Below are 23,675 nucleotides of genomic sequence, written 5' to 3' on the forward strand. Positions count from 1 at the left end.
ACATGTATGATTCTGGATGGAGGTCGCACCATGCCAGAATCACCGGCTCGGAACACCGGAGCCCACGTTGTCTACGCCGAACTGAAGCGCCGTATCCTCACCCTGGAGCTCAAGCCGGGGGAGCGTATCTATGAACCGGCAATGGCCGCAGCGCTCCAGGTGAGCCGAACACCCCTGCGTGAAGCGGTGCGGCGGCTCATTTCCGAGAGCCTGCTGGAGCAGCAGCCAACCGGCGGCGTGGTGGTGCCGGGGCTGGACGAGGCCGCAATATCCGAACTCTATGAGGTACGGGCTGCCATGGAGTCCCTCATGGCGCGGAACGCCTGCATCAAGGCGACAGAGGCCGATATTGAAGCGCTCCGGGGCATCCTTGCGCGCAACGCCGCCATGGTGGAATTTGCCGATGACGCCATGCAGCAGGGCATGGCCCTGCATGCCAAAATCGCGGACATCGCCGGGAATTCCTGGGCCCGCCGCTTCCACGAGCAGATTTCCAGCCAGATGGAACGGTACCGCCACTTCACCAACAGCACCCAGGAGCGGCGGGACCAGGCCCTGGACCAGCACCGGACGCTGGTGGATGCTGTGGCGGCCGGCAAACCAGAGAAGGCCGCCAAGGTCGCCTTTGACCACGTGATGGGTGCCCGGGACGCCGCCCTGCGCACCATCACCGGCAACGGCCTGGCCATCCCGTGATCGGGGAACTTGGACGCCGCTCCGCCACAGCCCTGCTGATCCACTCCACCCTGATCCAGGCCGTCACCTTCCTTGTCCGGCCGGCCGCCACTTACCGTGCGCTGGAGCTGGACGTTCCCAGCTTCGCCCTGGGGCTGCTCGCCGCCAGTTATGCCGTCTTTCCCCTGCTGCTCGCCGTCCCCACGGGCAGCCTGGTGGACCGCCTGGGTGAACGCAGGCTGATGGCGGCCGGGTCCGCCGTCGTTCTGCTGTGCTCCGCGTTTCTGCTGCTGTGGGGTTCATCGATCGTGGCGCTGGTGGCCGGAACGGCGCTGCTGGGCGCGGGACAGCTTGCCTGCGTGGTGGGGCAGCAGGCTGTGGTGGCCAACAACGCCGCCGCAACCCGGTTGGACTCCGCCTTTGGCTACCTGACGTTCGCGGCGTCCCTGGGGCAGGCTTTGGGGCCGCTGGCAATTTCGCTCGTGGGCGGCGCTTCTGTCCGCCCCGATACCCAGGCCATCTTCTTCCTTTCGGTCTGCATGAGCCTGGTGCTGTTCGCAACAACCTTCGTCATCGCGGCGAAATTCGGGGGAGGAAAGAAGAAGGCAGTTGCCGCAGTTGGCGGTAAAGGCAGCGCCCTTGGGTTGTTGAGGGCCCCGGGAGTAGCCAGGGCCTTGGCCACCAGCGCCACTGTCCTTGCCGTGGTGGACCTCACCATGGTCTACCTTCCCGCGCTTGGCGCCGACCGCGGGTTCACCGCCGCAACCGTTGGCGCCATGCTGACCGTCCGGGCTGTGTTCTCCATGGTCTCCCGGATCCTGTTGGGGCGGATTGCCCGGAAGATCGGCCGCATGCGGCTGCTGGTTGCCAGCCTTGCCCTGTCCACCGCCGCGTTGGCAGCCGCCGCGATACCCATGCCGGCGTGGCTGCTGTTTGTTGTGATGGCAGTGCTCGGGCTGGGGCTTGGCATCGGCCAGCCCCTCACCATGTCCTGGCTTTCATCGCAGGCTCCGGCAGGGCAGCGCGGGCGGGCCCTTGCCCTGCGGCTGGCGGGGAACCGGGTGGGCCAGGTGGTGCTGCCCAGCGCCATCGGCGTTGTCGCGGCGGGCCTTGGCACCGCCGGCGTCTTCCTTGCCTCGGCGGCAGTGGTGGGCGGAACGCTCGTGCTGCTCCAGGGTGTGCAGCTGGAATAGTTAGGGCAGCCGCGACGGGCGCAGCACGCTGGGCACGCCGGCCTGCGACGGGTCCAGCGGTACCGGGCTGACCAGGACTGCCGGGCCGCGGTGCAGGAAGCCGCCGGACAGGGCGCGGCAGCGGATGCCCCCGCGCCCGCGCATCGCGGCGTGGGCGCCCGGGGCGAGCATCCCGTCCATCCACGTGCACGGCTGGGCGTGCCGCCCGGCGTGCAGCGTTACCGCCGAGCCGCCCGACTCCACCACGAAGTCCTGCCCCAGCAGGGGAGCCAGTTGCGCCCCGCGGAGCACCACGTTCCGCCGGGTCAGCAGCGGATCGAAGGGCCCGGCCCCCAGCTCGGCGGCGATCGCCTCCAGGGATTCGACGGCGAACAACGTCACAGCGGCATCCATGTGGGCCGCCTTGCCGAAGAAGCGGTCTCCCACGATGCCCTTGCCCGCCACCACCTCAGCCTCTTCCGCGTCCACCGTGGGCACGGCGGCGGCGCCGTCCCGGGCACGGCCAAAGTAGGCATGCCCGGGGGACACCAGCAGGTGCAGGATCTCGACGTCGTACCGGTAGTTTTCGGCCATGCCTCCACCGTAGGCGTTTGCGCGCGGGAGGGGACTACGCCCCCACGTAGGTGGCCAGGTGCTGCCCGGTCAGCGTGGCCCGCTTGGCCACAAGGTCAGCCGGGGTGCCCTCGAAAACGATCCTGCCGCCGTCGTGCCCTGCTCCGGGACCGATGTCGATGATCCAGTCGGCGTGCGCCATCACGGCCTGGTGGTGCTCGATCACGATCACTGACTTGCCCGACTCCACCAGGCGGTCCAGCAGGCCCAGCAGGTTTTCCACGTCGGCCAAGTGCAGGCCCGTGGTGGGCTCGTCCAGGATGTAGACGTCGCCCTTCTCCGCCATCTGCGTCGCGAGCTTCAGCCGCTGGCGCTCGCCGCCGGACAGGGCAGTGAGGGGCTGGCCAAGCGTGATGTAGCCGAGGCCCACGTCCGCCAACCGCTCCAGGATCTTGTGGGCGGCCGGTGTCTTGGCTTCGCCCTGGCTGAAGTAGGCCAGTGCCTCCTCGACGGACATTGCCAGCACTTCGGCGATGTTGCGGCCGTCCAGCGTGTACTCCAGCACGGCGGCCTGGAACCGGCGGCCCTCGCAGTCCTCGCAGGTGGATTCCACCGTGGCCATGACGCCGAGTTCGGTGAAGATCACCCCGGCGCCGTTGCAGGTGGGGCAGGCGCCCTCGGAGTTGGAGCTGAAGAGTGCCGGCTTGACCCCGTTGGCCTTGGCGAAGGCCTTGCGGACGGGTTCCAGGAGCCCGGTGTAGGTGGCCGGGTTGCTGCGCCGCGAGCCCTTGATGGCGCCCTGGTCGATGGTGATGACGCCTTCGCGCTTGGCGAGTGAGCCGTGGATGAGGGAGCTCTTGCCGGAGCCGGCCACGCCGGCGACCACGCACAGAACGCCCAGCGGCACGTCGACGTCCACGTTGCGCAGGTTGTTGGTGGACGCGCCGCGGATTTCCAGCGCCCCGGCCGTTGCGCGGACTGACTCCTTGAGCCGGGCCCGGTAGCCGATGTGCCGCCCGGTGACGGTGTCGCTGGAACGCAGCCCGTCCACGTCGCCCTCGTAGACAATCTCGCCGCCGCCGGAGCCGGCCAGCGGGCCGAGGTCGACGACGTGGTCGGCAATCGCGATGGTCTCGGGTTTGTGCTCCACCACCAGGACGGTGTTGCCTTTGTCGCGCAGCTGCACCAGGAGGTTGTTCATCCGCTCGATGTCGTGCGGGTGCAGGCCGATGGTGGGCTCGTCGAAGACGTAGGTGACGTCAGTCAGGGATGAGCCCAGGTGGCGGATCATCTTGGTGCGCTGCGCCTCGCCGCCGGAGAGGGTGCCGGCGGGCCTCTCCAGGGACAGGTAGCCCAGTCCGATCTCCGCGAAGGAGTCCAGCAGGTCCCGGAGTCCGGCGAGCAGCGGCCGGACCGAGGGCTCGTCCAGGTCACGGATCCATTCGGCGAGGTCGCTGATCTGCATGCTGCAGAGGTCTGCGATGTTCTTGCCCTTGATTTTCGAGGACAGCGCCTCCGGCGTCAGCCGGGTGCCCTTGCACTCCGGGCAGGTGTCGAACGTGACAGCCCGCTCCACGAACCGGCGGACGTGCGGCTGCATGGCCTCCACGTCCTTGGACAGCATGGATTTCTGGATCTTGGGGATGATGCCCTCGAACGTGAGGTTGACGGCTTCCACCTTGATCTTGGTGGGCTCGGCGTACAGCATGGTGTCCAGCTGCCTCTTGGTGAAGGATGCGATGGGCTTGTCCATCGGCAGGCCCATCCCCTCGAACAAGCGCCCGTACCAGCCGTCCATGGAGTAGCCCGGCACGGTCAGGGCACCTTCGTTGAGGGACTTGGAGTCGTCGTAGAGGGCCGTCCGGTCGATGTCGCTGATGTTGCCCATGCCCTCGCAGCGCGGGCACATCCCGCCCAGGTACGTCACCTGCTGGACGACGCTCTTTTCCACGCGGCCGCCCTTCTCCGTGCTCATCACGCCGCTGGCCTTGCGGGTGGGGACGTTGAAGGAGAAGGCGGTGGGCGGGCCCACGTAGGGCTTCCCCAGCCGGCTGAACAGGATGCGCAGCATGGCGTTCGCGTCCGTGGCGGTGCCCACCGTGGAACGCGGATTGGCGCCCATCCGCTCCTGGTCCACGATGATCGCCGTCGTCAGGCCCTCCAGCCGGTCGACGTCGGGACGGGCCAGGCTGGGCATGAACCCCTGCACGAACGCGCTGTACGTTTCGTTGATCAGCCGCTGCGATTCCGCGGCGATGGTCGCGAACACCAGCGAGCTCTTGCCGGAACCGGAGACTCCCGTAAAGACCGTCAGCCGGCGCTTGGGCAGTTCCAGGCTGACGTCCTTGAGGTTGTTCTCCCGCGCGCCCTGGACACGGATGGTGTCGTGGCTGTCAGCGACGTGCATTCCGGCTGTGGGGGTGCTGGTGCTCGTGTCCGTGCTCATGAGGTCTCCATCTGTTCGGCCGTTTGGGCGGAGGGAGGCCGGCCCGGAGCCTCCCTTGGCGTCGCTGGGTTCAAGCTTAGGGCTGCTGGTTGATCCGGACGGTGTTGCCGGCGGGGTCGCGGAAGGCGCAGTCCCGGATCCCGTACGGCTGGTCGATGGGTTCCTGCACGACGTCGGCCCCGGTCGCCTCCACCTTGGCGAAGGCGGCGTCCACGTCCGGGGAGGACAGGACCACCGTTGCGAAGGTGCCCTTGGCCATCATTTCGGCGATGGTGCGGCGCTCGTCGTCGGTGACGCCGGGGTCCGCCGCGGGCGGGTAGAGGACGATGGAGACGTCCGGCTGGCCTGCCGGGCCCACGGTGATCCAGCGCATGGTGCCGCGGCCAACGTCATTGCGGATTTCGAAGCCCAGGGCGTCGCGGTAGAACGCCATCGAGGCGTCGGGATCGGTGTGCGGAAGGAAGCTGGAGGAGATGGTGATGTTCATGGCAGCCATGCTAGTTGCGGCTCCGCAAGCGGCGCTTCTCGATTCCTGACCGGTCTGCTGACCTGCTTTTCAACGCAGGCGGGGATGCCCGCCGTCGAGCGTTCCGCCTCCTGTTTGTAGGTGCTGGGAGGCATCCCCACCAGCTCGCTGAAGCGGGTGCTGAAGGTGCCCAGCGAGGAACAGCCGACGGCGAAGCACACCTCGGTGACGCTGAGGTCGCCTTTGCGGAGCAGCGCCATGGCGCGTTCAATCCGCCGGGTCATGAGGTAGCTGTAGGGCGATTCGCCGTAGGCGAGCTTGAAGCGGCGGCTGAAGTGGCCGGCGGACATATGGACCTCCCTGGCCAGCGATTCAACATCCAGCGGTTGGGCGTACTCCCGGTCCATCCGGTCCTTGACGCGGCGAAGCTGGGTGAGTTCGCGGAGGTAGGGGTCGGAGGTCACACCTCAGATCGTGCTACGGGGCAGGGGAGTTGTCCAGAGGTGTGCAGCATCACGGTTCAGCAGTGAAAACGGCCGGTTCCCCGCGGGATATGATTGTGCCGCCGGCCAGTATGAGGCCCTCGCCCGGACAGGGCTCGAGAAAACGCAGCACCGGCAAAACCGAACCTTCATTGCTATCGAAACCCCTGCCCGGATACTGTCCGGGACATCTTGAAAGGACGCCATGGAACTGCTGTGGGAAATTGCCGGCTGGGCAGGCGCGGCTGCGATTCTCAGTGCATACATGGCCGTGTCCATGGGCTGGTTGAAGGCCGGCAAGGGTTTCCAGGTGGCGAACCTGTTCGGTGCCGTTGCCTTCATTATCAACGGCACCTTGCACGGGGCCTGGCCCTCGGTGTTCACCAACGTGGCGTGGTTCCTGATCTCCGCGGTCGCACTGGTCCGTATGCGGGCAACGGACGGCCCCGCTGCCGCTGCCGCTGCCGCCGAAGCTTCCCAGGTGCAGTACCCCGGCGTCCCGGACACCACCGGCCAGATGGCGGTGGTTGAGGTCCTGACGGGCGCCATCCCCGTGGTGGCTCCCCGCCCCTCGATGGCGCCGGCACCGCCGGCGTGTTCCGCACCTGCCCTGGCCGAGGGGCAGCGGCTGGCCGTTTAGGCTAGCGCACGCCGGTCCGCCACGCGCTATGGGCGGGGTGCCTCCACCCGGACCTCACGGTAGCGCGGGGGAATGCGCACAATCTCAAGTTCGGCCAGGTCGAGGAGCCGCCTGTCGCCGGTCAAGGTGTCGAGAATCCAGACGAGCCCCTGGTCCGGGGCAGTGCCCGTCACCGGGCCGCGGTGAACCAGGGTGTTCTTGTAATACGCTTCGACGGCGTCGCCTGACGCGAGTTCGCGACAGAAATCGACGTCAATGTGGTCACTGCTGGCCATGACCTTTCCCCGCCTCTCGCATGGGAGTTTTCCTGGTTCGATTCTCCCGGGCGCAGGTGTCCGCAAGGTGTCTTAGGGGTGATCTTCTGCTGACGCGATCGGACACCCACGAAGTGCTCAGTTGATCGGTGCCGGACCCAGCTCGTCAAGCAGCTTCTGCATGGCTCCGTACGCCTTGTTGCGGTAGGCGATCAGCTCGGGGATTCGTTCGGCGGGGACGTTGAGGAACCCGGCGCCGGTTTTGGTGCCAAGCTTTCCGGCGTCCACCAGGTCACTCAGGATTTTCGGCGTGGCGAACCGCTCCGGAAAATCGGTCTGCAGGGACTTGTAGCAGAAGTCGTAGACGTCCAGCCCGGCCATGTCCGCGATCGCAAACGGCCCGAAGAACGGCAGCCGGAAGCCGAAAGTGGTGCGGACCAGGGTGTCAACGTCGTCCGCGGTTGCTATGCCCTGTTCCACCAGCTGCGCGGCTTCATGGAACAGCGCGTACTGCAGGCGGTTGAGGACGAAGCCGGTGGCGTCCTTAACCACCGCTGTTTGCTTTCCGGCCGCGTGGACAAGGCCGCGGACAGTCCCTACAACCTCCGGCGAGGTGCCCGCATGCGGAATGATCTCGACGCCGGGGATGAAGGGTGACGGGTTGGAGAAGTGGACACCCAGGAACCGTTCCGGGTTGCTGACCGGCCGGGAGAGTTCACCGATGGAGATGGTGGAGGTGTTGGACCCGATGACGGCGTCCGCCCGGGCCGCCTGGCTGATGCGGGACAGCGTCTGGTGCTTGACCGCAATGATCTCGGGGACCGCTTCCTCGATGAAATCAGCGTCGGCAACGGCTTCCTCGATGTCGCTGGCTGCCCAGAGGTTCTGCTTGAGGGTTTCCGTGGAACCGGCGGGGAACAGCCCGTCGGCCACGAACTGGTCCGACTCCGCCAGGAGCCGGTCGTAGTTGCTCCGCGCCACTTCGGCGGACACGTCGGCGAGTGCCACGCGTGCTCCACCGAGCGCCAGGACCTGGGCGATCCCGCCGCCCATGTACCCCGATCCGACGACGGCGACGTGCCGGGTAACGTTCGCGGGGCTTGGGCTGTTTGCTGCTTCAGGCATGTTTAGACTGCTTTCGTGGATTCGGGCTCGTAGGAGCAGATGGCGTCCACCTTGGCGGCGGAAGGTGACGTTGTGTCGAAGCGGTGGCTGAGCCACTCGCCCACGAGCTTCTTGGCCAGTTCCAGGCCGATGACGCGCTGGCCCATGGTGAGGACCTGCGCGTTGTTGCTCATGACGGATCGTTCCACGGAGTAGGAGTCGTGGGCGGTGACGGCCCGGATGCCGGGCACCTTGTTGGCCGCGATGGCCACGCCCAGTCCGGTGCCGCAGATCAGCAGGGCACGGTCCGCCTCGCCGTCTGCCACCTTCCGGGCGGCGAGGACGGCGACGTGCGGGTAGGCGGTGGAGTCGCCGGAAGCGACCCCCACATCCAGCACCGACTCAACACGGCTGTCAGCTTCGAGCAGCGCCTTCAGCGCTTCCTTGTATTCGACGCCGGCTTCATCGTTGCCGATGACGATCCTCCATCCTGCCCCGGCAGCGGCGCTCATGCGTGAGCTCCATTTCGGGACATGTAAGCGACCTGCCTGGGATAGGACAGCGGCTGTGAAGAATCGAAGTAATCGGAAACCCGCGTAGCGATCAGGGCAAAGGACACTGCTCCGGGATCCGGGTGGCCCAGGCTCTTTTCGGCCAGCGGCCGTGCCCTCCCCTTCAGCGGGCGCAGGGATGCGGTGGCGTCGGCAGCCTGGCGCGCGGCGGTCACCGCGGAGGCCAGCGCCCCGGTCACTGGCGCCCCCACTTCGAACGTGGCCAGGAAGGCCTCCCGGAAGGGAAGCAGCGCGTCCACCATTGTCTTCTCGCCCACATCAGCCTTGCCCAGGCTGGTGACGGCCTCCACGAAGGCGTTCACGGCGGCCGCCGCGTCCCCGCCGCTGTACGAGTCCTTGTTGCCGAGGGCATGCCCGGCCGCCGCGAGGGCAGATCCCCACAGTGCCCCCGACGTTCCGCCTGCGCGTTCACTCCAAGCCTCCCCGGCCGCGGTCAGCACCCGCTGCACGGAGGCGCCGGCAGCCGTGGCGTGCAGGGCGGCTGCCGCTGCCGCTTCCGCGCCGCGTCGCATGCCGATGCCGTGGTCGCCGTCGCCGGCTATCGCGTCCAGCCTGCCCAGCTCTTTTTCATGATCGACGACGACGGCCCGCGCCTGCGCGAGCACGACGGCTGCCAGCCGGCCCAGCTCAGCCGCTGCCGCCGTCGCAATTTCCTCCTCAGCAGCCGCGGTGCCCTCCTGTTCGCCCCGATCCAGGGTCCGCAGTGCCCGGCGTTCCCGCCCTGCCATACTGCCCTTGCGGAACCCGGGCGTATCGGCCGGGGCTGCCCAGTAGCGCTCCAGTTCCTCGTCCAGCCACAGCAGCGTAAGGGACAGCCCGTACATGTCCAGGCTGGTGACCAGCTCTCCGCACTCCGGCTCCACGATCGTCAGTCCCGCAGTGGTGAGGAGTTTCTCGATCTTGCCGAACAGCAGGAACAGTTCCTCGTACTTGACCCTGCCCAGGCCGTTGAGGATGGCCACCACGCGGTCGCCTGCATCTTCCGGCTTGTCCTCCAGCAGCCGGGAGACCAGCAGTTCCGCGAGCTCGGAGGCCGTAGGCAGCGGATGCTCGGAAATCCCCGGTTCGCCATGGATGCCCAGGCCCAACGACATCTGGCCGGCGGGCACGTGGAACAGCGGTTCCGCAGCCCCGGGAAGCGTGCAGCCGTCGAAGGCGACGCCGAGCGTTCGGGTGCAGTAGTTGGCGCGGATGGCCAGCTGTTCGACGGCGTCCAGGTCCAGTCCCGCTTCCGCCGCGGCGCCGGCGATCTTGAAGACGGTCAGGTCACCGGCAATTCCACGGCGCTTATCAATTTCATCCAGGGGGGCGCTGGCGATGTCATCCGTGACCAGGACCGTCCGCGTTTCGATGCCTTCGGCGTTAAGCCGCTGCTGGGCTTCGCCGAAGTGGATCACGTCCCCCGCATAGTTGCCAAAGCTGAACAGCACTCCGCCCCCGGTGTCCGCCGCCTTGGCCACGCGGTAGGCCTGGCCGGCGGAAGGTGAGGTGAAGATGTTGCCGCACACCGCACCTGCAGCCAGGCCGGGGCCCACCAGGCCGGCAAACGCGGGGTAGTGACCGGAACCGCCGCCCACCACCACCGCCACCTGGCGGTGCGCCATTTCGGTGGAACGCACAACGCCTCCGTCCACGCGGGCCACGTACCCGCGGTTGGCGGCCACGAAGCCGTCCAGTGCCTCCTCCACGAAGTCGGCGGGGTCGTCAAAAATCTGGGTCATGGTTTCCTCGTTTGGATCCTTGTAGGAAGGCCGGCCTTCAGGCCCTGGGCAGTCACGCGTTGACGAGGTCCGCCGTCGGCTGTTGCCGTCCCTGCGCAACATGGCTCTCGCCCAGCGCATAACCGTCCCGCTTGGGAAGCACGTGGCGCCGGAGGTAGTCCTGGTTGCTGGCGGAGACGCTCAAGCCGTCCCCGCCGTAGTGCTCGGTGCAGAGGATGCCCTGGAAGCCGGCGGACAGCGCCAGCTTGAAGGCCTCGCGGTAGTTAATGAGGCCGCTTTCCATCGGAGCCGGAATGGTCACATACGTGCCGCGCGCGGCGTCTTCGTCCCGGAAGTAGTTCTTCATGTGCCAGTAGTTGGAGTAGGGCAGGGTTTTGGCCACCATCTCACGCCAGTCCTCCACCGGCCGGTGCAGCCGGACCAGGTTGCCCAGGTCCGGGTTCAGGCCCACGTTCGGAAGCCCGATGTCCTGGACGAGGCGCACGGACGAGTCCGCGGTGCCGAGGTAGGTGTCCTCGTACGTTTCAAGCGAAACCAGGACACCTACCTGCGCGGCGTGCCGGCCGAGTTCGCGAAGGCGGGCGACGGCGTCACCCCACGCTTCCTTGTCTCCCGACGGGTCCTTGTGCCCTTCCACCGTCCAGAACCACAACTGCTTCTGCTGCTCCGGGGTGATGGCCTGGTGGAGCCCGAAGGAGACAACCTCGCAGCCCAATTCCGCAGCGGCGTCGATGGTGCGGTGGCTGTAGGCCAGGTTGGCCTCCCAGTTGCGTTGATCGATCACGCTGCGCCGGATGGCGGAAATGGCCGGGATGCCAATGCCCACCTCCTCTGCCGCCTGCTTGAATTCGGCGAGCCGGTGCCGGCTCAGGTCGCCGGGCCGCAGCCAGCTGTCCGTCAGGTCCGCGTTGGCAAACCCGGCATCCTTCACCTCAGCCAGCGCCTCGGCCCAGGCGGATGGATCCGCGTCGTTGACGTGGGTTCCGTCGGGGCTGGTACCCGGAAAGGGAAGCATCGCCGCGGCGACGGGCCAGTTTTCCGCTGTGTAGGCCATACCTAGGATGCTTCTTGGGCCTGAAGCGCGTCCTCCGCAAGGACAGTCAGCTCCACGCTGTCCGGCCGCTCCACCGTGCTGGTGATGCGGACAGCCGAACCGCTGTGCGCTGATTCGAGCAAGGATTCCATGACCTCCAGGGCGTGGTAAGCCATCGCACCGCCGGCGCGGGGCTCAGTGCCGGGCGCCGTGGAGGCGAGATCCGCGATCCCAAAGCCGCGTCCGGAGTCCACGTAGCCAGCCGACACGGGGAGCGTCTGCCACTCCTCTGCCCCAAGGGAAAACAGCTGGACATCGCCGTCAAAATGGTTGGGGTCAGGGACCACCAGAGATCCGCGCTCGCCGTGGATCTCGATGTTCGGGGACTTGGACTTCACGGCGTCGAAGCTCATAAACAGGGTGGAGAGCGCACCGGACGCATGGGTCAGGACACCGGTCACGTGCGAGTCGATGGTGACGGGGATCTTTTCACCCTGGCGCGGCCCCGAGCCGATAGTCCGCTCGTTCCGGGTGTGGCTCGCCGCGCCCACCACCGACACCACCGGCCCCAGCAGGGTCACCAGGGCGGTCACGTAGTAGGGGCCCATATCCAGGAGGGGCCCGCCGCCGGGCTGGTAGTAGAAGTCCGGGTTCGGGTGCCAGCGCTCGTGGCCGGGGGTCACCATGGTGGCGCTCGCGGAGACGGGTGCGCCGATGAGGCCGTCGTCGATCGCCTTGCGTGCCGTCTGGATGCCGGTGCCAAGCACGGTGTCAGGAGCACAGCCGACGACGACGCCCGCCTCCCGCGCGGCGTCCAGCACCTGCCGAGCCTCCCTAGTGGTGGCAGCAAGGGGCTTCTCGCCGTACACGCTCTTGCCCGCCGCGATCGCCTTCAGTGCCACCTCGGCGTGCGCCGCAGGGATAGTAAGGTTCAGGACCAGTTCGACGTCGTCCGCGGCCAGGAGTTCGTCCACGGACACTGCGCGGACGCCATCGTACTGCTCCGCCACCGCCTGCGCCCGCGCCGGATCCAGGTCGGCCACCGCCACGAGTTCGATGTCATTGAGCTTGCGGAAGTTGACGAGGTACTGCGCGATGATGGCTCCGCAGCCAACGATCCCTACTTTCAACGGCTTGCCCACAACAGGCCCCTTTCGATGATGGTGCGGACGTTCTGGTCCTGGAGGATTTCCACCCGGTGGCCGGGGGTGGCGACGAAGATCCGGCCTTTGCCCCACTGGCGGGTCCAGATGGCCGGGGACGTGACTTCACGGTTCCAGGGGTCCCACTCGCGGACTTTCTGGGTGGTGGTGGCGAGGACGTCGATGTAGTCGTCGGAGAGGACCCAGTACTGTTCGGTGACCAGGTCGAAGTCCTTGATGCCTTTGGTGATGGGATGCTCGGCGGCTGCCGGCAGCATGTTGACGGTGTAGGGAACGTAGTTGTCGGACTGTTCTCCACTGCACTCGTCCGGGTGCTTGCCGGGGTGGCAGGCGAACTGGCCGCCGATCAGGTGCAGGTAGTCAGAGTTGTTGCGGTAGGAGTCGGCGATGCCGCCGTGCCAGCCGGCCAGGCCGGTGCCGTTTTCCACGGCTGCCCGCAGTCCGGCGAACTCGTCCTTTTCGATGGTGGACATGGTCATGCACTGCATGACCAGGTCCACCCCGGCCATGTAGTCGGCGTCGGCATAGATCTTCGGGGATTCCTCGACGCGGACATCGTAGCCCTGCTCCTTGAGGTAGGGGATGAACTCTTCAGTGGCTTCGACCGGCTGGTGTCCGTCCCAGCCGCCGCGCACCACCAGTGCTGATTTGTTCTGGGTTGTCATTTTTCCTCTTGAATCGTCTGTTCAGCGGGTGGCGAAAGCGGCGTCGAACGCGGCTGCGGGCGGGGCGATCCGGGCAAGTTCCTGGACCATCGCCAGGGCCTGCGGTGCACCGATGAGGCGGTCCATTCCGGCGTCCTCCCATTCGATGCTGGTGGGGCCGGTGTAACCGATGGCGTTCAGGGTCCGGAAGATCCGGTTCCATTGCACATCCCCGTGCCCTGCCGTGACGAAGTCCCAGCCGCGGCGCGGATCTGCCCAGGCAAGGTGGGAGCCCAGGCGCCCGTTGCGGCCGTCCAGCTGGCGGACGGATTCCTTGACGTGGACGTGGAGGATGTGTTCGGCAAAGTCCTGCAGGAACATCACGGGGTCCAGGTCCTGCCAGATGAAGTGGGACGGGTCGAAGTTGAGCCCGAAGCTCTTGCGGTGCCCGATGGCTTCGAGGGTTCTCTTGGCGGTCCAGTAGTCGTAGGCGATTTCGGACGGGTGGACCTCCAGGGCGAACCGGACGCCCTCTTCCTCGAAGACGTCCAGGATCGGGTTCCAGCGGTCCGCGAAGTCCCGGTACCCGGCGTCGATCATTGCCTGGGAGGCGGGCGGGAACATGGCTACTGCCTTCCAGATGGACGAGCCGGTGAACCCTGTGACGGTCTTGACGCCCAGGCGCGCCGCTGCCCGTGCCGTGTCCTTCACCGACTCCGCTGCACGGCGGCGGACTCCTTCGGGTTCCCCGTTTCCCCAGATTTCCGGGGACAGGATGCCCTGGTGGCGCTCATCGATGGGGTCGTCGCACACTGCCTGGCCGGTGAGGTGGTTGGCGATGGCGAAGACCTGCAGGTTGTTCTTCTCCAGGATGTCCAGCCGGCCTTCGAGGTAGTTGTCGTCCTCCGCCGCGCGGCGCGGGTCCAAGTGGTCGCCCCAGCAGGCGATCTCAAGCCCGTCGAAGCCCCACTCGCCGGCGAGCCGGGCTACCTCCTCAAACGGCAGGTCGGCCCACTGGCCGGTGAAAAGCGTGATTGGTCGTGTCATCAGGTTTCCTTCGTTGCGTGCGGAAGCATGCTCAGACTTTTTGCCACTGGCTGGAGTTGGCGGCGCTGGATTCCACGGCGGCGAGGATCCGCTGCACCTGCAGGGCGTCCGCGAAGGACGGTTCCGGCTGGCGGCCTTCTCCGATTGCCGTGACGAGGTCCACCACCTGGTGGGTGAAGCCATGCTCGTACCCGAGCCCGTGCCCGGTGGGCCACCAATTTCCCACATAGGGGTGCTCGGGTTCGGTGACGAAGATCTTGCGGAAGCCGGCGTCGGGAGATTCGGCTGCGTCGTAGAAGGACAGGACGTTCATGTCTTCGAAGTCGAAGGCCAGGGAGCCCTTGGTGCCGTTCACTTCCAGCCGCATGGCGTTCTTCCTGCCAAGCGCGTACCGCGTGGCCTCAAAGACGCCGATGGCACCCGTGGAAGCAGCGCCGTCGAACTTTGCGCTGAAGATGGCTGCGTCATCGACGGTGACCTTCCCCCGGGGCGCGTCGCTGCTGAGGTCGCCGTGCCCGCCCAGTCCTACCAGGTCGCCCGCCAGGGGGCGTTCAGGGACGAAGGTTTCGAGCAGTGCCGACACCCCGGTGATGTTCTGGCCGGTGACCCACTGGGCCGCATCAATGCTGTGGGCCCCGATGTCGCCCAGGGAACCGGACCCGGACTTGCTCTTGTCCAACCGCCAAGTCATGGGGGCGTTGGCGTCGGACAGCCAGTCCTGGAGGTACTGGGCCCGGACGTGGCGGATCTCGCCGAGCCGGCCCTGTTCCACGAACCGCTTGGCCAGGGCCAGGGCAGGCGTGCGGCGGTAGCTGAAGCCGCACATGGAGGCGATGCCCTGCTTGGCGGCGGTTTCAGCTGCCAGGGTCATCCGTTCGGCTTCCTCCACGGAGTTCGCCAGCGGCTTCTCGCACAGCACATGCTTGCCCGCCTCAAGGGCGGCAATGGCGATCTCGGCGTGGGTATTGCCCGGCGTGCAGATATCGATCAGGTCGATGTCGTCCCGCTCGATCAGCCGGCGCCAGTCCGTTTCAACCGATTCCCAGCCGAACTTGTCCGCTGCCGCGCGTACGCCCTCGGCGTTCCTGCCGGCGACGGCGGTGAGTTCCGGCTGCAGCGGCAGGTCGAAGAACCGGGGCGCGGTGCGCCAGGCGTGGGAGTGGGCGGCGCCCATGAAGGCGTAGCCCACCATGCCTACCCGCAGGGGTTTCGCGGTGGTCATAGGAGAAATCCTTTCTATTTGCTGAAGCCGGCGGTCAGGCCGCTGAGCAGCTGGCGGCGGCCCACGACGTAGAGCACCAGGATGGGCAGCGTGCTCAGCATCACGGAGGCGAGCACGGCCGGGATGTTGACGCTGTATTCGCCCTGGAAGGTCCACAAAGCGAGGGGCAGCACGCGTAGCTCCGGGCTCTGGGTGAGGACCAGCGGCAGCAGGAATCCGTTCCAGACGTGCAGGCCGTTGTAGATGGCGACGGTCACGATGGCCGGACGGGTCAGCGGGAGGGCCAGCCGCCACATGATCTGCCATTCGCTGCAGCCGTCCAGCCGCATCGATTCGAACAGTTCGTTCGGTACGTCGCGGATGAAGTTGGACAGGATCAGGACCGTCAGAGGGATGGCGAAGGCAATGGACGGCAAGATCAGTGCCAGCAGGCTGTCGTACAGGTTGAGCCGGATGATCATCAGGTAGATGGGGATGATCGTCGCCTGGAGCGGAATCGCCAGGCCCATCAGGAACATGCCGTTGACCAGTTTCAGGAACCTGCCGCTGCCCCGCACGATGGCGAAGGAGGCCATGAAGGAAATCAGTACGGCGGGTGCTACGGCACCGATCGTCACGATGGCACTGTTCATGAAGTACCTGGCGAAATCCGCCTCAAGGACCAGCTGGTAGTTTTCCAGCGTGGGCGAGGTGGGAAGCGCCAGCGGGTTCTGGCCGAAGTAGCCTTCCTGTGTCTTCAGGCTGGTGATCACCACGTAGTACACGGGAATGATGATGATGGCCAGCCAGAGCCAGCCGCCCAGCCCCGCGGGGATGTTGAGCCGCCGGAACCTGGAGCCCAGACCCGGTGTGCGGCCTGACGAGGCTGCAGCGGCGCCGGCCCTGGTTTCCTCCGTGCTGGTGTTCAAGACGGTGCTCACGCTACAGCCCTTCCAGTTGGCTGCCCTGCTTGTCCTTGCCTCCGAGGCGCTGGAGGAGCAAGGCAAGGGCAAGGCCGATGATGACGAGGATGACGGCGATGACGCTGGCGGGGCCCATCAGGTTGGCCCGGAAGCCCCGCAGGTACATGTCCAAGGCAAGGATCCTGGTGGAGTTGCCCGGGCCGCCGCCGGTGAGGACGAAGATCAGGTCGAAGTACGTCAGCGATCCCACCACCATCAAGGTGGATGAGGTGATGATGGTGTACTTCAACTGGGGCAGCGTGATGTGGAAGAACTGCTTGATGACGCCCGCCCCGTCGATCTCGGCCGCTTCGTAGAGGGACTTGGGAATCTGCCGCACGCCGCCCTGGTAGATGAGCGTATGGAACGGTACGAACTGCCAGGCGATCACGAAGATGACCAGTCCCAGGGCCAGGTGCGGGACACCAAGCCAGTCCTGCGCAAGGAACGGCAGGCCGAGACCCGTGGCCAGGCCGAAGTTCGGATCCAGCAGGGCCTTGAACGCAATGGCTACCGCCGCTGAGGAGAGCAGCAGGGGCAGGAAGTACAGCACTGCCAGGGCTGCGCGGTAACGCTGGCTTCCTGCTGTGAAGACCCCCAGGAGGAGGCTGATCGGAGTCTGCACCAGCCAGGAGGCGATCATGATCAGGAAGGTGAGCCCCAGGGCGTTGTACAGGCCGGGGTCCGCGAGGACGGAGAACCAGTTGGCCATGCCTGCCAGACCGATGGCGCCGATGCCGTCCCAGCTGGCGAAGCTGAGGATGAAGACGCCGGCCAGCGGCACTACGGCGAAGACCAGGAAGAAGAACAGCGCTGGCACAGTCAGCCACGCAAGTGCTGCCTTGCGCTTCCCGGTTTGTTCGGACTCGCCCCTGGTGACAGCGGTCCGGGGCGCGGTGGAGACGGTGTTACTCATTTTCCGAGGGTGGCGTTCATGTTCTCGGCGAACTGCTGCGGCGTAATCGACTTCAGGAACAACTGGTCGATGTTGTTCAGCAGGGCCTCGGCTGCGGTGGGGCTCAGGGCCTGGTCCCACGACTGCTGGAAGTTCGGGGCGTTCTTGGCGAGGTCGTAGACGAAGTTCAGGAACTCCTTGTCCTCGGACTTGTCCAGCTTGTCCTCGATGCCGTTAACAATGGGTACGGACCCGGAGTTGATGTAGGTGTCAATGACTGTTTCGGTCAGGATGCCGTCCTTGAAGAACTTCTTCGCGGACTCCTTTTCCTGTTCGTTCGCCTTGGAGGAGATCGACATGTACTGGGCCGGGTTTCCGACGCCGTTCTTGGGGTCGCCCTTTCCACCGGGAACCGTGGGGAACTGGACGAAGCCCAGTTTCCCGTCCTGGACGAAGTTCTGGCCGTTTTTCTTCATGCCGCCGTAGGTCCAGGTGCCGTGCAGCATCATGGCGGCCTTGCCTGTGAACAGGAGGGCCTGGTCGGCGTTGGAGTCTGCGGTGATCGAGGAGAATCCCTTGATGAAACCTTCAGCGGAGACGAGTTCCTGGATCTTAGTTCCGGTCTCAATCACAGCCGGGTCCAGCCAGGAATTCGGCTTGCCCTCGAAGATTGCGTTGAAGACCTCGTGGCCGCCGATGCGGTCCAGCAGGTATTCCAGCCACATCATGGAGGTCCAGCGGGACTGCCCGCCGAGCGAGAAGGGTGCCACGCCCATGTCGTTAAAGGTCTTGACCAGCGACATGACGTCATCCCAGGTCGCGGGCGGCTGGACGCCGGCTTTCTCGAACAGTTCCTTGTTGTAGAACAGGACGATCGGGGCTACGTACTGGTTGGGCAGGGCGTAGATCTTGCCGTTCACGGTGGCTGCGCCGAAGGAGGAAGGGAAGAACTTTTCCTTGAGGTCCTTGTTCTCCTCGAACCAGCCGGTCAGGTCCTCCACCTGGCTGGCTTCCGCGTAGGTCTTCAGCGTGCCGCCGCCCCAGCCGTAGATGATGGTGGGTGCCTGGCCGGCTCCGATAGCGGTCTTGATCTTGGTCTTGTAGGCGTCATTCTGGAAGTAGGTGACCTGAATCTTGTTGTCCGGGTTCGCCGAATTGAACGCGTCAACGGCCTTCTGCATGGTTGTCTGGTTCGGCTCGCCGGACAGGTACCACATGCTGGCACCCCCGCCTGCGCTCGAGGTTCCCGGCCCGGAGGTGCCGCACGCGCTGGTTGCGGCGACGGCGAACGGAGTGAGGGCTGCAAGGGCGAGGAAAGAGCGGCGGGAGGTCTGGGGCTGCTTCATTGCTTCTCCATCTGAAATTGCTTCTTCGCAAATATTGGGGGTGGCTCAGAACGACCTTGTTCGAAATATTTCGAACGCGTGATTTAGATCACGCTCTAAACTAAAGGGCCGGATAGGCCTAGGTCAAGATGTTCTGGGCGGAATTATCTCGCACCGCGAGCGGCTCTTGACGGTGTTGCGGCTGCATCTGCAGAATGAAGCTCACGAAAATTTCGAAAGGTTGCGAGCCTCGATGTCAATGAAGATCCCGGAGAGGGCCAAGCCCACACTCGCCATGGTGGCAATGCAGGCCGGCGTCTCGGCACCAACCGTTTCGAAGGTGGTGAACGGCCGTGAAGACGTGGCGCCGGAAACGCGTGCCCGCGTCCTGGCCGCGCTGGAGCAGGCCGGATACCAGTCCCCGCTGCAGCGCCGGTCCGCTGCGGAAGTAAGAACGGTCATCGAGGTGGTGATCGACGTGCTCGACTCTGCCTACATGATTGAGGTCCTCAACGGCATCCTGCAGTCCGCCGCAGCCGCCGACGTCGAGATCCTGGTCAGCGTCACCGGACCGTCACCCTCGAACCTGCAGAGCCCGGAACGCCGTGCCCAGCGCATGCTGGAAGAAGGCAGGGCAGGGATGATCGTGGTCACCTCTGCATTCAGCACCGGGCAGCTGCAGGCCTTCCGGCGCCGAAAGATTCCCGTCGTCGTTATCGACCCGCTAAACCCGCCGTCGGCCGATGTCGTCAGCGTAGGGGCAACCAACTGGGCCGGCGGCAAGGCCGCAACCGAACATCTGCTCGAACTGGGGCATCAGCGCATCGCCTACATCGGCGGCATCGAAAGGGCCGAATGCAACCAGGCCAGGCTGCACGGCTACATGGCCGCCCTGATGGCCCGTGGCCTTACGGTGGACCCCCACTACATTGTCTCCGGCGGCCGGTTCCGCAGGGAGAGCGGAGTTGCCGGGCTGAAAGCGTTATTGCAGCTGGAAAAGCGCCCCACCGCCATCTTCGCCGGAAGCGACGCCATCGCGCTGGGGGTTCTAGGCGAGGCAGGCCGCCATGGCATCCGCGTTCCGGAAGATATGAGCCTGATTGGCTTTGACGGCACGAAGCAGGGCGAGGAATCCGTGCCTGCCCTGAGCTCCGTGGCCCAGCCGTTGGAGGAGATGGGGCGTGCAGCGCTCCGGTCGTTGCTGCGCCAGGCGCGCGGGGAAGTCCTGGATTCCCACCGCGTTGAACTTGCCACCCACCTGATAGTCCGGGACTCCACCGCCCCTCCTGGCACCCCGGCCCGCCGCGGCCCTACTTCTTCGTCAGCCGGTAACGCTCGATCTGTTTGAGCCGGCGCAGGAGGCTGTCGCGCCGGGGGTGCGGGACGACGTCGGAAGCCTCGGCAGTGAGGTCGATGTGCTTCGTGCCGTACTGCCACAGCAGAAGGTCATCGAGGAGGCGGTCCGGGCCGGGGGAGTAGCGGTGATCCAAAGCCTTGCGGACCTCGGTGATGCGGTTGGCGCTGAGCAGCCCGGCCAGCTGCATGGTCTGGTTGAGCCCGTGCGCGGCGAGGAGTTCGGCAGCCCAGCCCCAGTCGTCGTCCACCTTGCGGTCAACGTGCGGAAGCAGGGTCCGCCAGACGTCGCGGATCCGGTTGGGTGTGAGCGGGGCGGCACCCTCGCCGTCCATGTCCCAGAAGCTGCGGACTTCCTCGTAGCGTTCATGCAGGTCCGCGAAGGCCGTCTCCACCGTTTCGAGCATGGCGGCAGTGGCAGTGAACTGGCGGTCGAAATGTGGGGTCCAGGCGCGCGGGTCCTCAGCCTTGAAGCGGATGTCGTGCTCAATCTCGCTCCAGGCATGCGCGAAGATAGTCCGGATCTGGCACTCGAAGAAGTAGCTGCCGTTGGGCTGGGCATCCGGGTTGAAGACCTGCTGGTACTCCTTGACGGCCTCGTTCTGGATGGTCCGCAGGATCAGGTGCCGGCTGGAGTACCCGTAGGTGCCGGATTCGATGGAGCCGATGTCCTTCTCGCGGTCGCCGCGGCAGTCGAACAGCTGGCGCTGGCGCTTGATCAGGTTGGCCACGGTCGCGTTCTCGGCCGGCAGCCTGGTGATCACCCGGATCCCCACCATGTCATTAAGGGTCCGGAACGGGTCCGGGAATTTCAGCACGCGGGGCCCGCCCGGCTCCAGGGGCTCCTCGGTCCGGGAGATCTTTTCCTTGAACGATTCCACCGTTTTGGTCCGGCCGGTGACGAAGAGTGGGGTGACCTCGGTGTCTTTCAACATGTCCCGCATGATCAGCAGGACGTCCTTGGTGACAAGCTTCAGGGCGGGGCGGACGCGCTCGTAGATCTCCACGTTGTGCTGCACGGAATCACGCAGCGGCGCGTCAAGGCTTTCCCAGTTACTCGGCATGCTCCCAGCTTACGGCGGCGGTAGGACAGGGGACGGGAATGCGACTTCGAGGCCTTGGCCGGCCCCGCATGACGCGGACGTAACACGACGCAGGCTCTTGACCCGTGACCGGCGTCACTGGTTTACTAAATGAACACCATTCATTTATGGAGTGCCGGTTGGACTTTCGCAAGCATCGAAGTCAACAGAAGGAAAGTGGCCACGAACGGCGCGGCCAGACTCCCGGGCGCACCGTCCTCCCCAGATCGTTCCCGTTCCCTGTACCGCCCCCGACTTCGCAGGCCTGAACCTTTAGGACCCCCATGACCTCCGCCTTTGATACCCAGAACCCCGCGAAGGGGAGCCCGCCCGAAACTGAGGCCGAAAGAAACGGAACCGGCTGGCGCCGCGTGCTGGGGGTTCCTTCGCTGGTGCTGCTCGGCCTGGTGTACATGGTTCCCCTGACCATCTTCAGCACCTACGGAATCGTCGTCGAACTGACCGGCGGGCGCCTCTCCGCGGCCTACGCTGCCGCGCTGGTGGTTATGCTCTTTACCGCCCGTTCCTACGGGAGGATGGCCAAGGCCTTCCCGTTTGCCGGCTCCGCCTACACGTACGCAACGAGGTCATTCGGTGCGGGGCTGGGCTTCATGGCCGGATGGTCCCTGCTGCTCGACTATCTGCTCCTGCCAATGATCAACTACCTGCTGATCGGCATCTACCTGAACGCTGCCTTCCCGGGCGTGCCGGGGTGGCTGTTCATCGTCGTCTCGATCGTGGCCGTCACCGTGCTGAACATCGTCGGCATCACCGCCGTGGCCCGGGCCAACTTCGTGGTGGTGGGACTCCAGGGCCTGTTCATCGTGCTATTCGTTGTCCTCGCCTGGGTCTCGGTCAGCGGCTCGGGAACAGTTGACCTCCTGGCCCCCTTCACGGGAGTGGACGGTGCGGGCGGACTGTCACCCATCCTGGCCGGCGCCGCCATCCTGTGCCTGTCCTACCTGGGCTTTGACGCGGTTTCCACCTTCGCCGAAGAAACAAGGAACCCGCAGCGGAACATCCCCCGGGCCATCATGCTGACCACCGTCCTGGCCGGCCTGATCTTCCTGGGCCTTGCCTACATCAGCCACCTGCTGCTTCCGGTGGGCACCTTTGCCAGCCCGGACTCCGCAGCGATCGAAGTGGTGGGCACTGCGGGTGGCAACTTCCTGGTGGCATTCTTCACCGCCGCCTACATTGCGGGCAGCCTGGGGTCGGCGCTGACGTCCCAGGCGTCGGTTTCCCGGATCATCTTTTCCATGGGCCGCAGCCGCGTCCTGCCCGCAGTCCTGGGACGGCTGCACCCGCGGCTGCGCACACCGGTGGTCCCGATCGTCCTGACCTCAGCGGTGGCACTGCTTGCCCTGGTGCTCGACCTCGCCACTGTTTCGTCGCTGATCAGTTTCGGCGCCCTCGTTGCCTTCTCGGTGGTCAACCTGTCCGTCATCAAGCACTACTTCATCAACCGGAAGGAGCGGGGACCCAAGGGCCTGGTCAACAACCTGGTGCTGCCCGGTACCGGGCTGGTGCTGACCGTCTGGCTCTGGACAAGCCTGAGCAGCCTGTCCTTCTCATTGGGCCTGGCCTGGGCAGGGCTCGGGCTGGTGTACCTGGCGTTCCTTACCCGCGGGTTCCGCCGGCCCACACCGCACCTGCAGCTCGAGGACGCCTAACTAGTTCAACACCCACGCCGCCCCGAGCAGCAGGCAACAGCAAGCGCCAAGGTGACCACCGCCGTCTCAGATGCTATCGGTGGGGGCGGCGCGGTCATCAATCCGGGCGGCCAGGCCGTCGATCCGGTCCAGGGCGGCGGTGAGGCGTTCCACATTGGCCCACAGGTCCGGGTGCTGCTCCCGGACATCCTCCAGCGAGGTGCCGGCGGACCGCAGCGACCCCAAGTCGAAGCTGACGTTTGTCCGCGCCCCGGCCACCGCCGCGCGGAGGGCGCCGAACGCGACGACGACGTCCGCGACCAAGGCAGGGTTCCCCTTGTCCGCCAGCCAGGCGAGGTCGTCAATGGCTTCGATGGCGCGCTCGCCGAGGACGGCCGAGGCTTTGGCAGCGTCCACGGATGCGTTGCGGATGGCCTCGTCCCGCTCCGGTCCCGGGTCCAGCCGGAACGCGGCGCCGAAGGCCCGGGATGCCGCGGAGTCGTCATCGGCAAGTTTGAGGGCCTCCCGGCGGAGCTGCTGGGCGCGTTCCCTGATGGAGGCGACCATGCCGCCGTCGTCCTCTTTCTCCGAGTAGCCGGCCACCATGGAGGTCAGGGACGCAGCGATGGCCAGCATGACGCCCGTGCCGGCGCCGCCACCGGGCGAGCCGGTGGACTCGGCCAGGGCGCGGGTCCAGTCGTCGACCGTCGAATCGTGGGTGGTGACCGTTTCAGAGGAATCCATGACAGAAACGTGCCCACAAAGGTCCCCTGCCAAACGCTAAAGAACGACGGCGTTACTCGCCGTTGCCGTCGGGCACGCCTTCGCGGCCGGCGGCCGGTGCGGGCAGTCCAGGGCCGGGCAGCCGGAGGTCCAGGAACCGCATCACCAGTGCAGCGGAAATAAGCGCGGCTGAAAACGGCAGGCACGCCAGTGCCAGGAACCCGTACAGCTGGGCGAGGAAGGCCGCCACGGGGTTGCCGCTGTTGAGCGCGTTGATGCCGATTCCCTGCATGAACCAGTTCGAGGACAACATGATGAGAACGGCGAGCACGCCGAGGGCGATGCCGCTGAACAGCGTGCGCGTATACAAGGACGAGGTGCGGACCTGGCTCATGATTCCCCCAATGATGTGCCGGATGGACCCCAGCTAACCATGCGGGGCAGGCCCCGGCAAGGCACGGCGGAGGTGCCGCGCCCGCTGTAGTCTCGG

Annotated in this window: 24 protein-coding genes; 5 read left to right on the top strand and 19 right to left on the bottom strand. The window is 66.0% G+C overall.

All coding sequences use genetic code 11. From position 1 onward, the window contains the following. Positions 1–30: 30 nt before the first annotated feature. On the top strand, positions 31–696 hold the full coding sequence (locus tag AC5RU7_RS14165; protein WP_494011274.1) for a GntR family transcriptional regulator: 666 nt from the start codon (positions 31–33) through the stop codon (positions 694–696). Continuing rightward, entirely contained in the window at positions 693–1,868 is a 1,176-nt protein-coding gene (locus AC5RU7_RS14170; RefSeq protein ID WP_494052763.1) for an MFS transporter, read from the top strand. The genes AC5RU7_RS14165 and AC5RU7_RS14170 overlap by 4 nt, the downstream gene beginning before the upstream one ends. Here the strand turns inward: AC5RU7_RS14170 and AC5RU7_RS14175 are convergent, their stop codons facing one another. The 4 genes from AC5RU7_RS14175 to AC5RU7_RS14190 form a co-directional block, all read right to left on the bottom strand. Next, a complete protein-coding gene (locus tag AC5RU7_RS14175; protein WP_494052764.1) occupies positions 1,869–2,441 on the bottom strand; it encodes an MOSC domain-containing protein in 573 nt (190 codons plus the stop codon). A gap of 34 nt (positions 2,442–2,475) precedes the next feature. Continuing rightward, on the bottom strand, positions 2,476–4,866 hold the full coding sequence (locus AC5RU7_RS14180; RefSeq protein WP_494052765.1) for an ATP-binding cassette domain-containing protein: 2,391 nt from the start codon (positions 4,864–4,866) through the stop codon (positions 2,476–2,478). 76 nt (positions 4,867–4,942) lie between these two features. Continuing rightward, a complete protein-coding gene (locus AC5RU7_RS14185; RefSeq protein ID WP_494052766.1) occupies positions 4,943–5,362 on the bottom strand; it encodes a VOC family protein in 420 nt (139 codons plus the stop codon). Next, a complete protein-coding gene (locus AC5RU7_RS14190; protein ID WP_494052792.1) occupies positions 5,350–5,739 on the bottom strand; it encodes a helix-turn-helix transcriptional regulator in 390 nt (129 codons plus the stop codon). Before AC5RU7_RS14190 ends, AC5RU7_RS14185 begins: the two co-directional genes overlap by 13 nt. A gap of 280 nt (positions 5,740–6,019) precedes the next feature. Between AC5RU7_RS14190 and AC5RU7_RS14195 the strand changes: the two genes are divergently transcribed. Continuing rightward, complete coding sequence (locus tag AC5RU7_RS14195) at positions 6,020–6,454, top strand: CBU_0592 family membrane protein (protein ID WP_494052767.1); 435 nt, start codon at positions 6,020–6,022, stop codon at positions 6,452–6,454. A gap of 26 nt (positions 6,455–6,480) precedes the next feature. On the opposite strand, the gene AC5RU7_RS14200 is transcribed toward AC5RU7_RS14195, so the two are convergent. From AC5RU7_RS14200 to AC5RU7_RS14255, 12 genes are all read right to left on the bottom strand, one after another. Beyond that, the gene (locus AC5RU7_RS14200) at positions 6,481–6,729 is read right to left on the bottom strand and encodes a hypothetical protein (protein WP_494011268.1); all 249 of its coding nucleotides are present in this window, start codon (positions 6,727–6,729) and stop codon (positions 6,481–6,483) included. Between the two features lie 117 nt (positions 6,730–6,846). Continuing rightward, positions 6,847–7,833: a 3-hydroxyacyl-CoA dehydrogenase family protein gene (locus AC5RU7_RS14205; RefSeq protein ID WP_494052768.1), complete on the bottom strand. Its 987-nt coding sequence runs from the start codon at positions 7,831–7,833 to the stop codon at positions 6,847–6,849. Between the two features lie 2 nt (positions 7,834–7,835). Then, entirely contained in the window at positions 7,836–8,324 is a 489-nt protein-coding gene (locus tag AC5RU7_RS14210) for a ribose-5-phosphate isomerase (RefSeq protein ID WP_494011266.1), read from the bottom strand. After that, on the bottom strand, positions 8,321–10,105 hold the full coding sequence (locus AC5RU7_RS14215) for a dihydroxyacetone kinase family protein (RefSeq protein ID WP_494052769.1): 1,785 nt from the start codon (positions 10,103–10,105) through the stop codon (positions 8,321–8,323). The genes AC5RU7_RS14210 and AC5RU7_RS14215 overlap by 4 nt, the downstream gene beginning before the upstream one ends. Positions 10,106–10,157: 52 nt before the next feature. Then, on the bottom strand, positions 10,158–11,159 hold the full coding sequence (locus tag AC5RU7_RS14220) for a sugar phosphate isomerase/epimerase family protein (RefSeq protein WP_494052770.1): 1,002 nt from the start codon (positions 11,157–11,159) through the stop codon (positions 10,158–10,160). Between the two features lie 2 nt (positions 11,160–11,161). Further along, positions 11,162–12,280, bottom strand: coding sequence for a Gfo/Idh/MocA family protein (locus tag AC5RU7_RS14225; protein WP_494052771.1), 1,119 nt, complete (start codon positions 12,278–12,280; stop codon positions 11,162–11,164). Then, positions 12,265–12,966: a ThuA domain-containing protein gene (locus AC5RU7_RS14230; protein ID WP_494011262.1), complete on the bottom strand. Its 702-nt coding sequence runs from the start codon at positions 12,964–12,966 to the stop codon at positions 12,265–12,267. Before AC5RU7_RS14230 ends, AC5RU7_RS14225 begins: the two co-directional genes overlap by 16 nt. Positions 12,967–12,987: 21 nt before the next feature. After that, a complete protein-coding gene (locus AC5RU7_RS14235; RefSeq protein WP_494052772.1) occupies positions 12,988–13,992 on the bottom strand; it encodes a sugar phosphate isomerase/epimerase family protein in 1,005 nt (334 codons plus the stop codon). A 31-nt stretch (positions 13,993–14,023) separates the two neighbouring features. Beyond that, positions 14,024–15,214 carry a Gfo/Idh/MocA family protein gene (locus tag AC5RU7_RS14240; protein WP_494011260.1) on the bottom strand — a complete coding sequence of 397 codons (1,191 nt, stop codon included), beginning with the start codon at positions 15,212–15,214 and terminating at the stop codon, positions 14,024–14,026. A 14-nt stretch (positions 15,215–15,228) separates the two neighbouring features. Then, entirely contained in the window at positions 15,229–16,056 is an 828-nt protein-coding gene (locus AC5RU7_RS14245) for a carbohydrate ABC transporter permease (protein WP_494011418.1), read from the bottom strand. A 79-nt stretch (positions 16,057–16,135) separates the two neighbouring features. Next, positions 16,136–17,071: a carbohydrate ABC transporter permease gene (locus AC5RU7_RS14250; protein ID WP_494011259.1), complete on the bottom strand. Its 936-nt coding sequence runs from the start codon at positions 17,069–17,071 to the stop codon at positions 16,136–16,138. Further along, the gene (locus tag AC5RU7_RS14255; protein ID WP_494011258.1) at positions 17,068–18,396 is read right to left on the bottom strand and encodes an extracellular solute-binding protein; all 1,329 of its coding nucleotides are present in this window, start codon (positions 18,394–18,396) and stop codon (positions 17,068–17,070) included. The genes AC5RU7_RS14250 and AC5RU7_RS14255 overlap by 4 nt, the downstream gene beginning before the upstream one ends. Positions 18,397–18,628: 232 nt before the next feature. Between AC5RU7_RS14255 and AC5RU7_RS14260 the strand changes: the two genes are divergently transcribed. Beyond that, entirely contained in the window at positions 18,629–19,723 is a 1,095-nt protein-coding gene (locus AC5RU7_RS14260; RefSeq protein ID WP_494011257.1) for a LacI family DNA-binding transcriptional regulator, read from the top strand. On the opposite strand, the gene AC5RU7_RS14265 is transcribed toward AC5RU7_RS14260, so the two are convergent. After that, positions 19,686–20,792, bottom strand: a complete 1,107-nt coding sequence (locus tag AC5RU7_RS14265) for a GTP pyrophosphokinase (protein ID WP_494052773.1) — start codon at positions 20,790–20,792, stop codon at positions 19,686–19,688. The genes AC5RU7_RS14260 and AC5RU7_RS14265 overlap by 38 nt on opposite strands. A 302-nt stretch (positions 20,793–21,094) precedes the next feature. On the opposite strand from AC5RU7_RS14265, the gene AC5RU7_RS14270 reads away from it, so the two are divergent. Next, positions 21,095–22,483: an APC family permease gene (locus AC5RU7_RS14270; RefSeq protein WP_494052774.1), complete on the top strand. Its 1,389-nt coding sequence runs from the start codon at positions 21,095–21,097 to the stop codon at positions 22,481–22,483. Between the two features lie 66 nt (positions 22,484–22,549). On the opposite strand, the gene AC5RU7_RS14275 is transcribed toward AC5RU7_RS14270, so the two are convergent. Together AC5RU7_RS14275 and AC5RU7_RS14280 are read right to left on the bottom strand one after the other, a co-directional pair. Continuing rightward, positions 22,550–23,206: a cyclodeaminase/cyclohydrolase family protein gene (locus tag AC5RU7_RS14275; RefSeq protein ID WP_494011254.1), complete on the bottom strand. Its 657-nt coding sequence runs from the start codon at positions 23,204–23,206 to the stop codon at positions 22,550–22,552. Between the two features lie 52 nt (positions 23,207–23,258). Further along, positions 23,259–23,579: a hypothetical protein gene (locus AC5RU7_RS14280; RefSeq protein ID WP_494052775.1), complete on the bottom strand. Its 321-nt coding sequence runs from the start codon at positions 23,577–23,579 to the stop codon at positions 23,259–23,261. Positions 23,580–23,675: the final 96 nt, after the last annotated feature.

The sequence above is a fragment of the Arthrobacter sp. K410C genome, from assembly GCF_059090105.1.

Bases quoted from the DNA above. Each gene is read 5' to 3' on its own strand.
- AC5RU7_RS14250 (WP_494011259.1), bottom strand. From the start codon at position 17,071: ATGAGTAACACCGTCTCCACCGCGCCCCGGACCGCTGTCACCAGGGGC.
- AC5RU7_RS14275 (WP_494011254.1), bottom strand. From the start codon at position 23,206: ATGGATTCCTCTGAAACGGTCACCACCCACGATTCGACGGTCGACGAC.
- AC5RU7_RS14190 (WP_494052792.1), bottom strand. From the start codon at position 5,739: ATGGACCGGGAGTACGCCCAACCGCTGGATGTTGAATCGCTGGCCAGG.
- AC5RU7_RS14205 (WP_494052768.1), bottom strand. From the start codon at position 7,833: ATGCCTGAAGCAGCAAACAGCCCAAGCCCCGCGAACGTTACCCGGCAC.
- AC5RU7_RS14235 (WP_494052772.1), bottom strand. From the start codon at position 13,992: ATGACACGACCAATCACGCTTTTCACCGGCCAGTGGGCCGACCTGCCG.
- AC5RU7_RS14210 (WP_494011266.1), bottom strand. From the start codon at position 8,324: ATGAGCGCCGCTGCCGGGGCAGGATGGAGGATCGTCATCGGCAACGAT.
- AC5RU7_RS14175 (WP_494052764.1), bottom strand. From the start codon at position 2,441: ATGGCCGAAAACTACCGGTACGACGTCGAGATCCTGCACCTGCTGGTG.
- AC5RU7_RS14270 (WP_494052774.1), top strand. From the start codon at position 21,095: ATGACCTCCGCCTTTGATACCCAGAACCCCGCGAAGGGGAGCCCGCCC.
- AC5RU7_RS14260 (WP_494011257.1), top strand. From the start codon at position 18,629: ATGTCAATGAAGATCCCGGAGAGGGCCAAGCCCACACTCGCCATGGTG.
- AC5RU7_RS14230 (WP_494011262.1), bottom strand. From the start codon at position 12,966: ATGACAACCCAGAACAAATCAGCACTGGTGGTGCGCGGCGGCTGGGAC.
- AC5RU7_RS14200 (WP_494011268.1), bottom strand. From the start codon at position 6,729: ATGGCCAGCAGTGACCACATTGACGTCGATTTCTGTCGCGAACTCGCG.
- AC5RU7_RS14265 (WP_494052773.1), bottom strand. From the start codon at position 20,792: ATGCCGAGTAACTGGGAAAGCCTTGACGCGCCGCTGCGTGATTCCGTG.
- AC5RU7_RS14280 (WP_494052775.1), bottom strand. From the start codon at position 23,579: ATGAGCCAGGTCCGCACCTCGTCCTTGTATACGCGCACGCTGTTCAGC.
- AC5RU7_RS14215 (WP_494052769.1), bottom strand. From the start codon at position 10,105: ATGACCCAGATTTTTGACGACCCCGCCGACTTCGTGGAGGAGGCACTG.
- AC5RU7_RS14195 (WP_494052767.1), top strand. From the start codon at position 6,020: ATGGAACTGCTGTGGGAAATTGCCGGCTGGGCAGGCGCGGCTGCGATT.
- AC5RU7_RS14240 (WP_494011260.1), bottom strand. From the start codon at position 15,214: ATGACCACCGCGAAACCCCTGCGGGTAGGCATGGTGGGCTACGCCTTC.
- AC5RU7_RS14220 (WP_494052770.1), bottom strand. From the start codon at position 11,159: ATGGCCTACACAGCGGAAAACTGGCCCGTCGCCGCGGCGATGCTTCCC.
- AC5RU7_RS14180 (WP_494052765.1), bottom strand. From the start codon at position 4,866: ATGAGCACGGACACGAGCACCAGCACCCCCACAGCCGGAATGCACGTC.
- AC5RU7_RS14255 (WP_494011258.1), bottom strand. From the start codon at position 18,396: ATGAAGCAGCCCCAGACCTCCCGCCGCTCTTTCCTCGCCCTTGCAGCC.
- AC5RU7_RS14165 (WP_494011274.1), top strand. From the start codon at position 31: ATGCCAGAATCACCGGCTCGGAACACCGGAGCCCACGTTGTCTACGCC.
- AC5RU7_RS14185 (WP_494052766.1), bottom strand. From the start codon at position 5,362: ATGGCTGCCATGAACATCACCATCTCCTCCAGCTTCCTTCCGCACACC.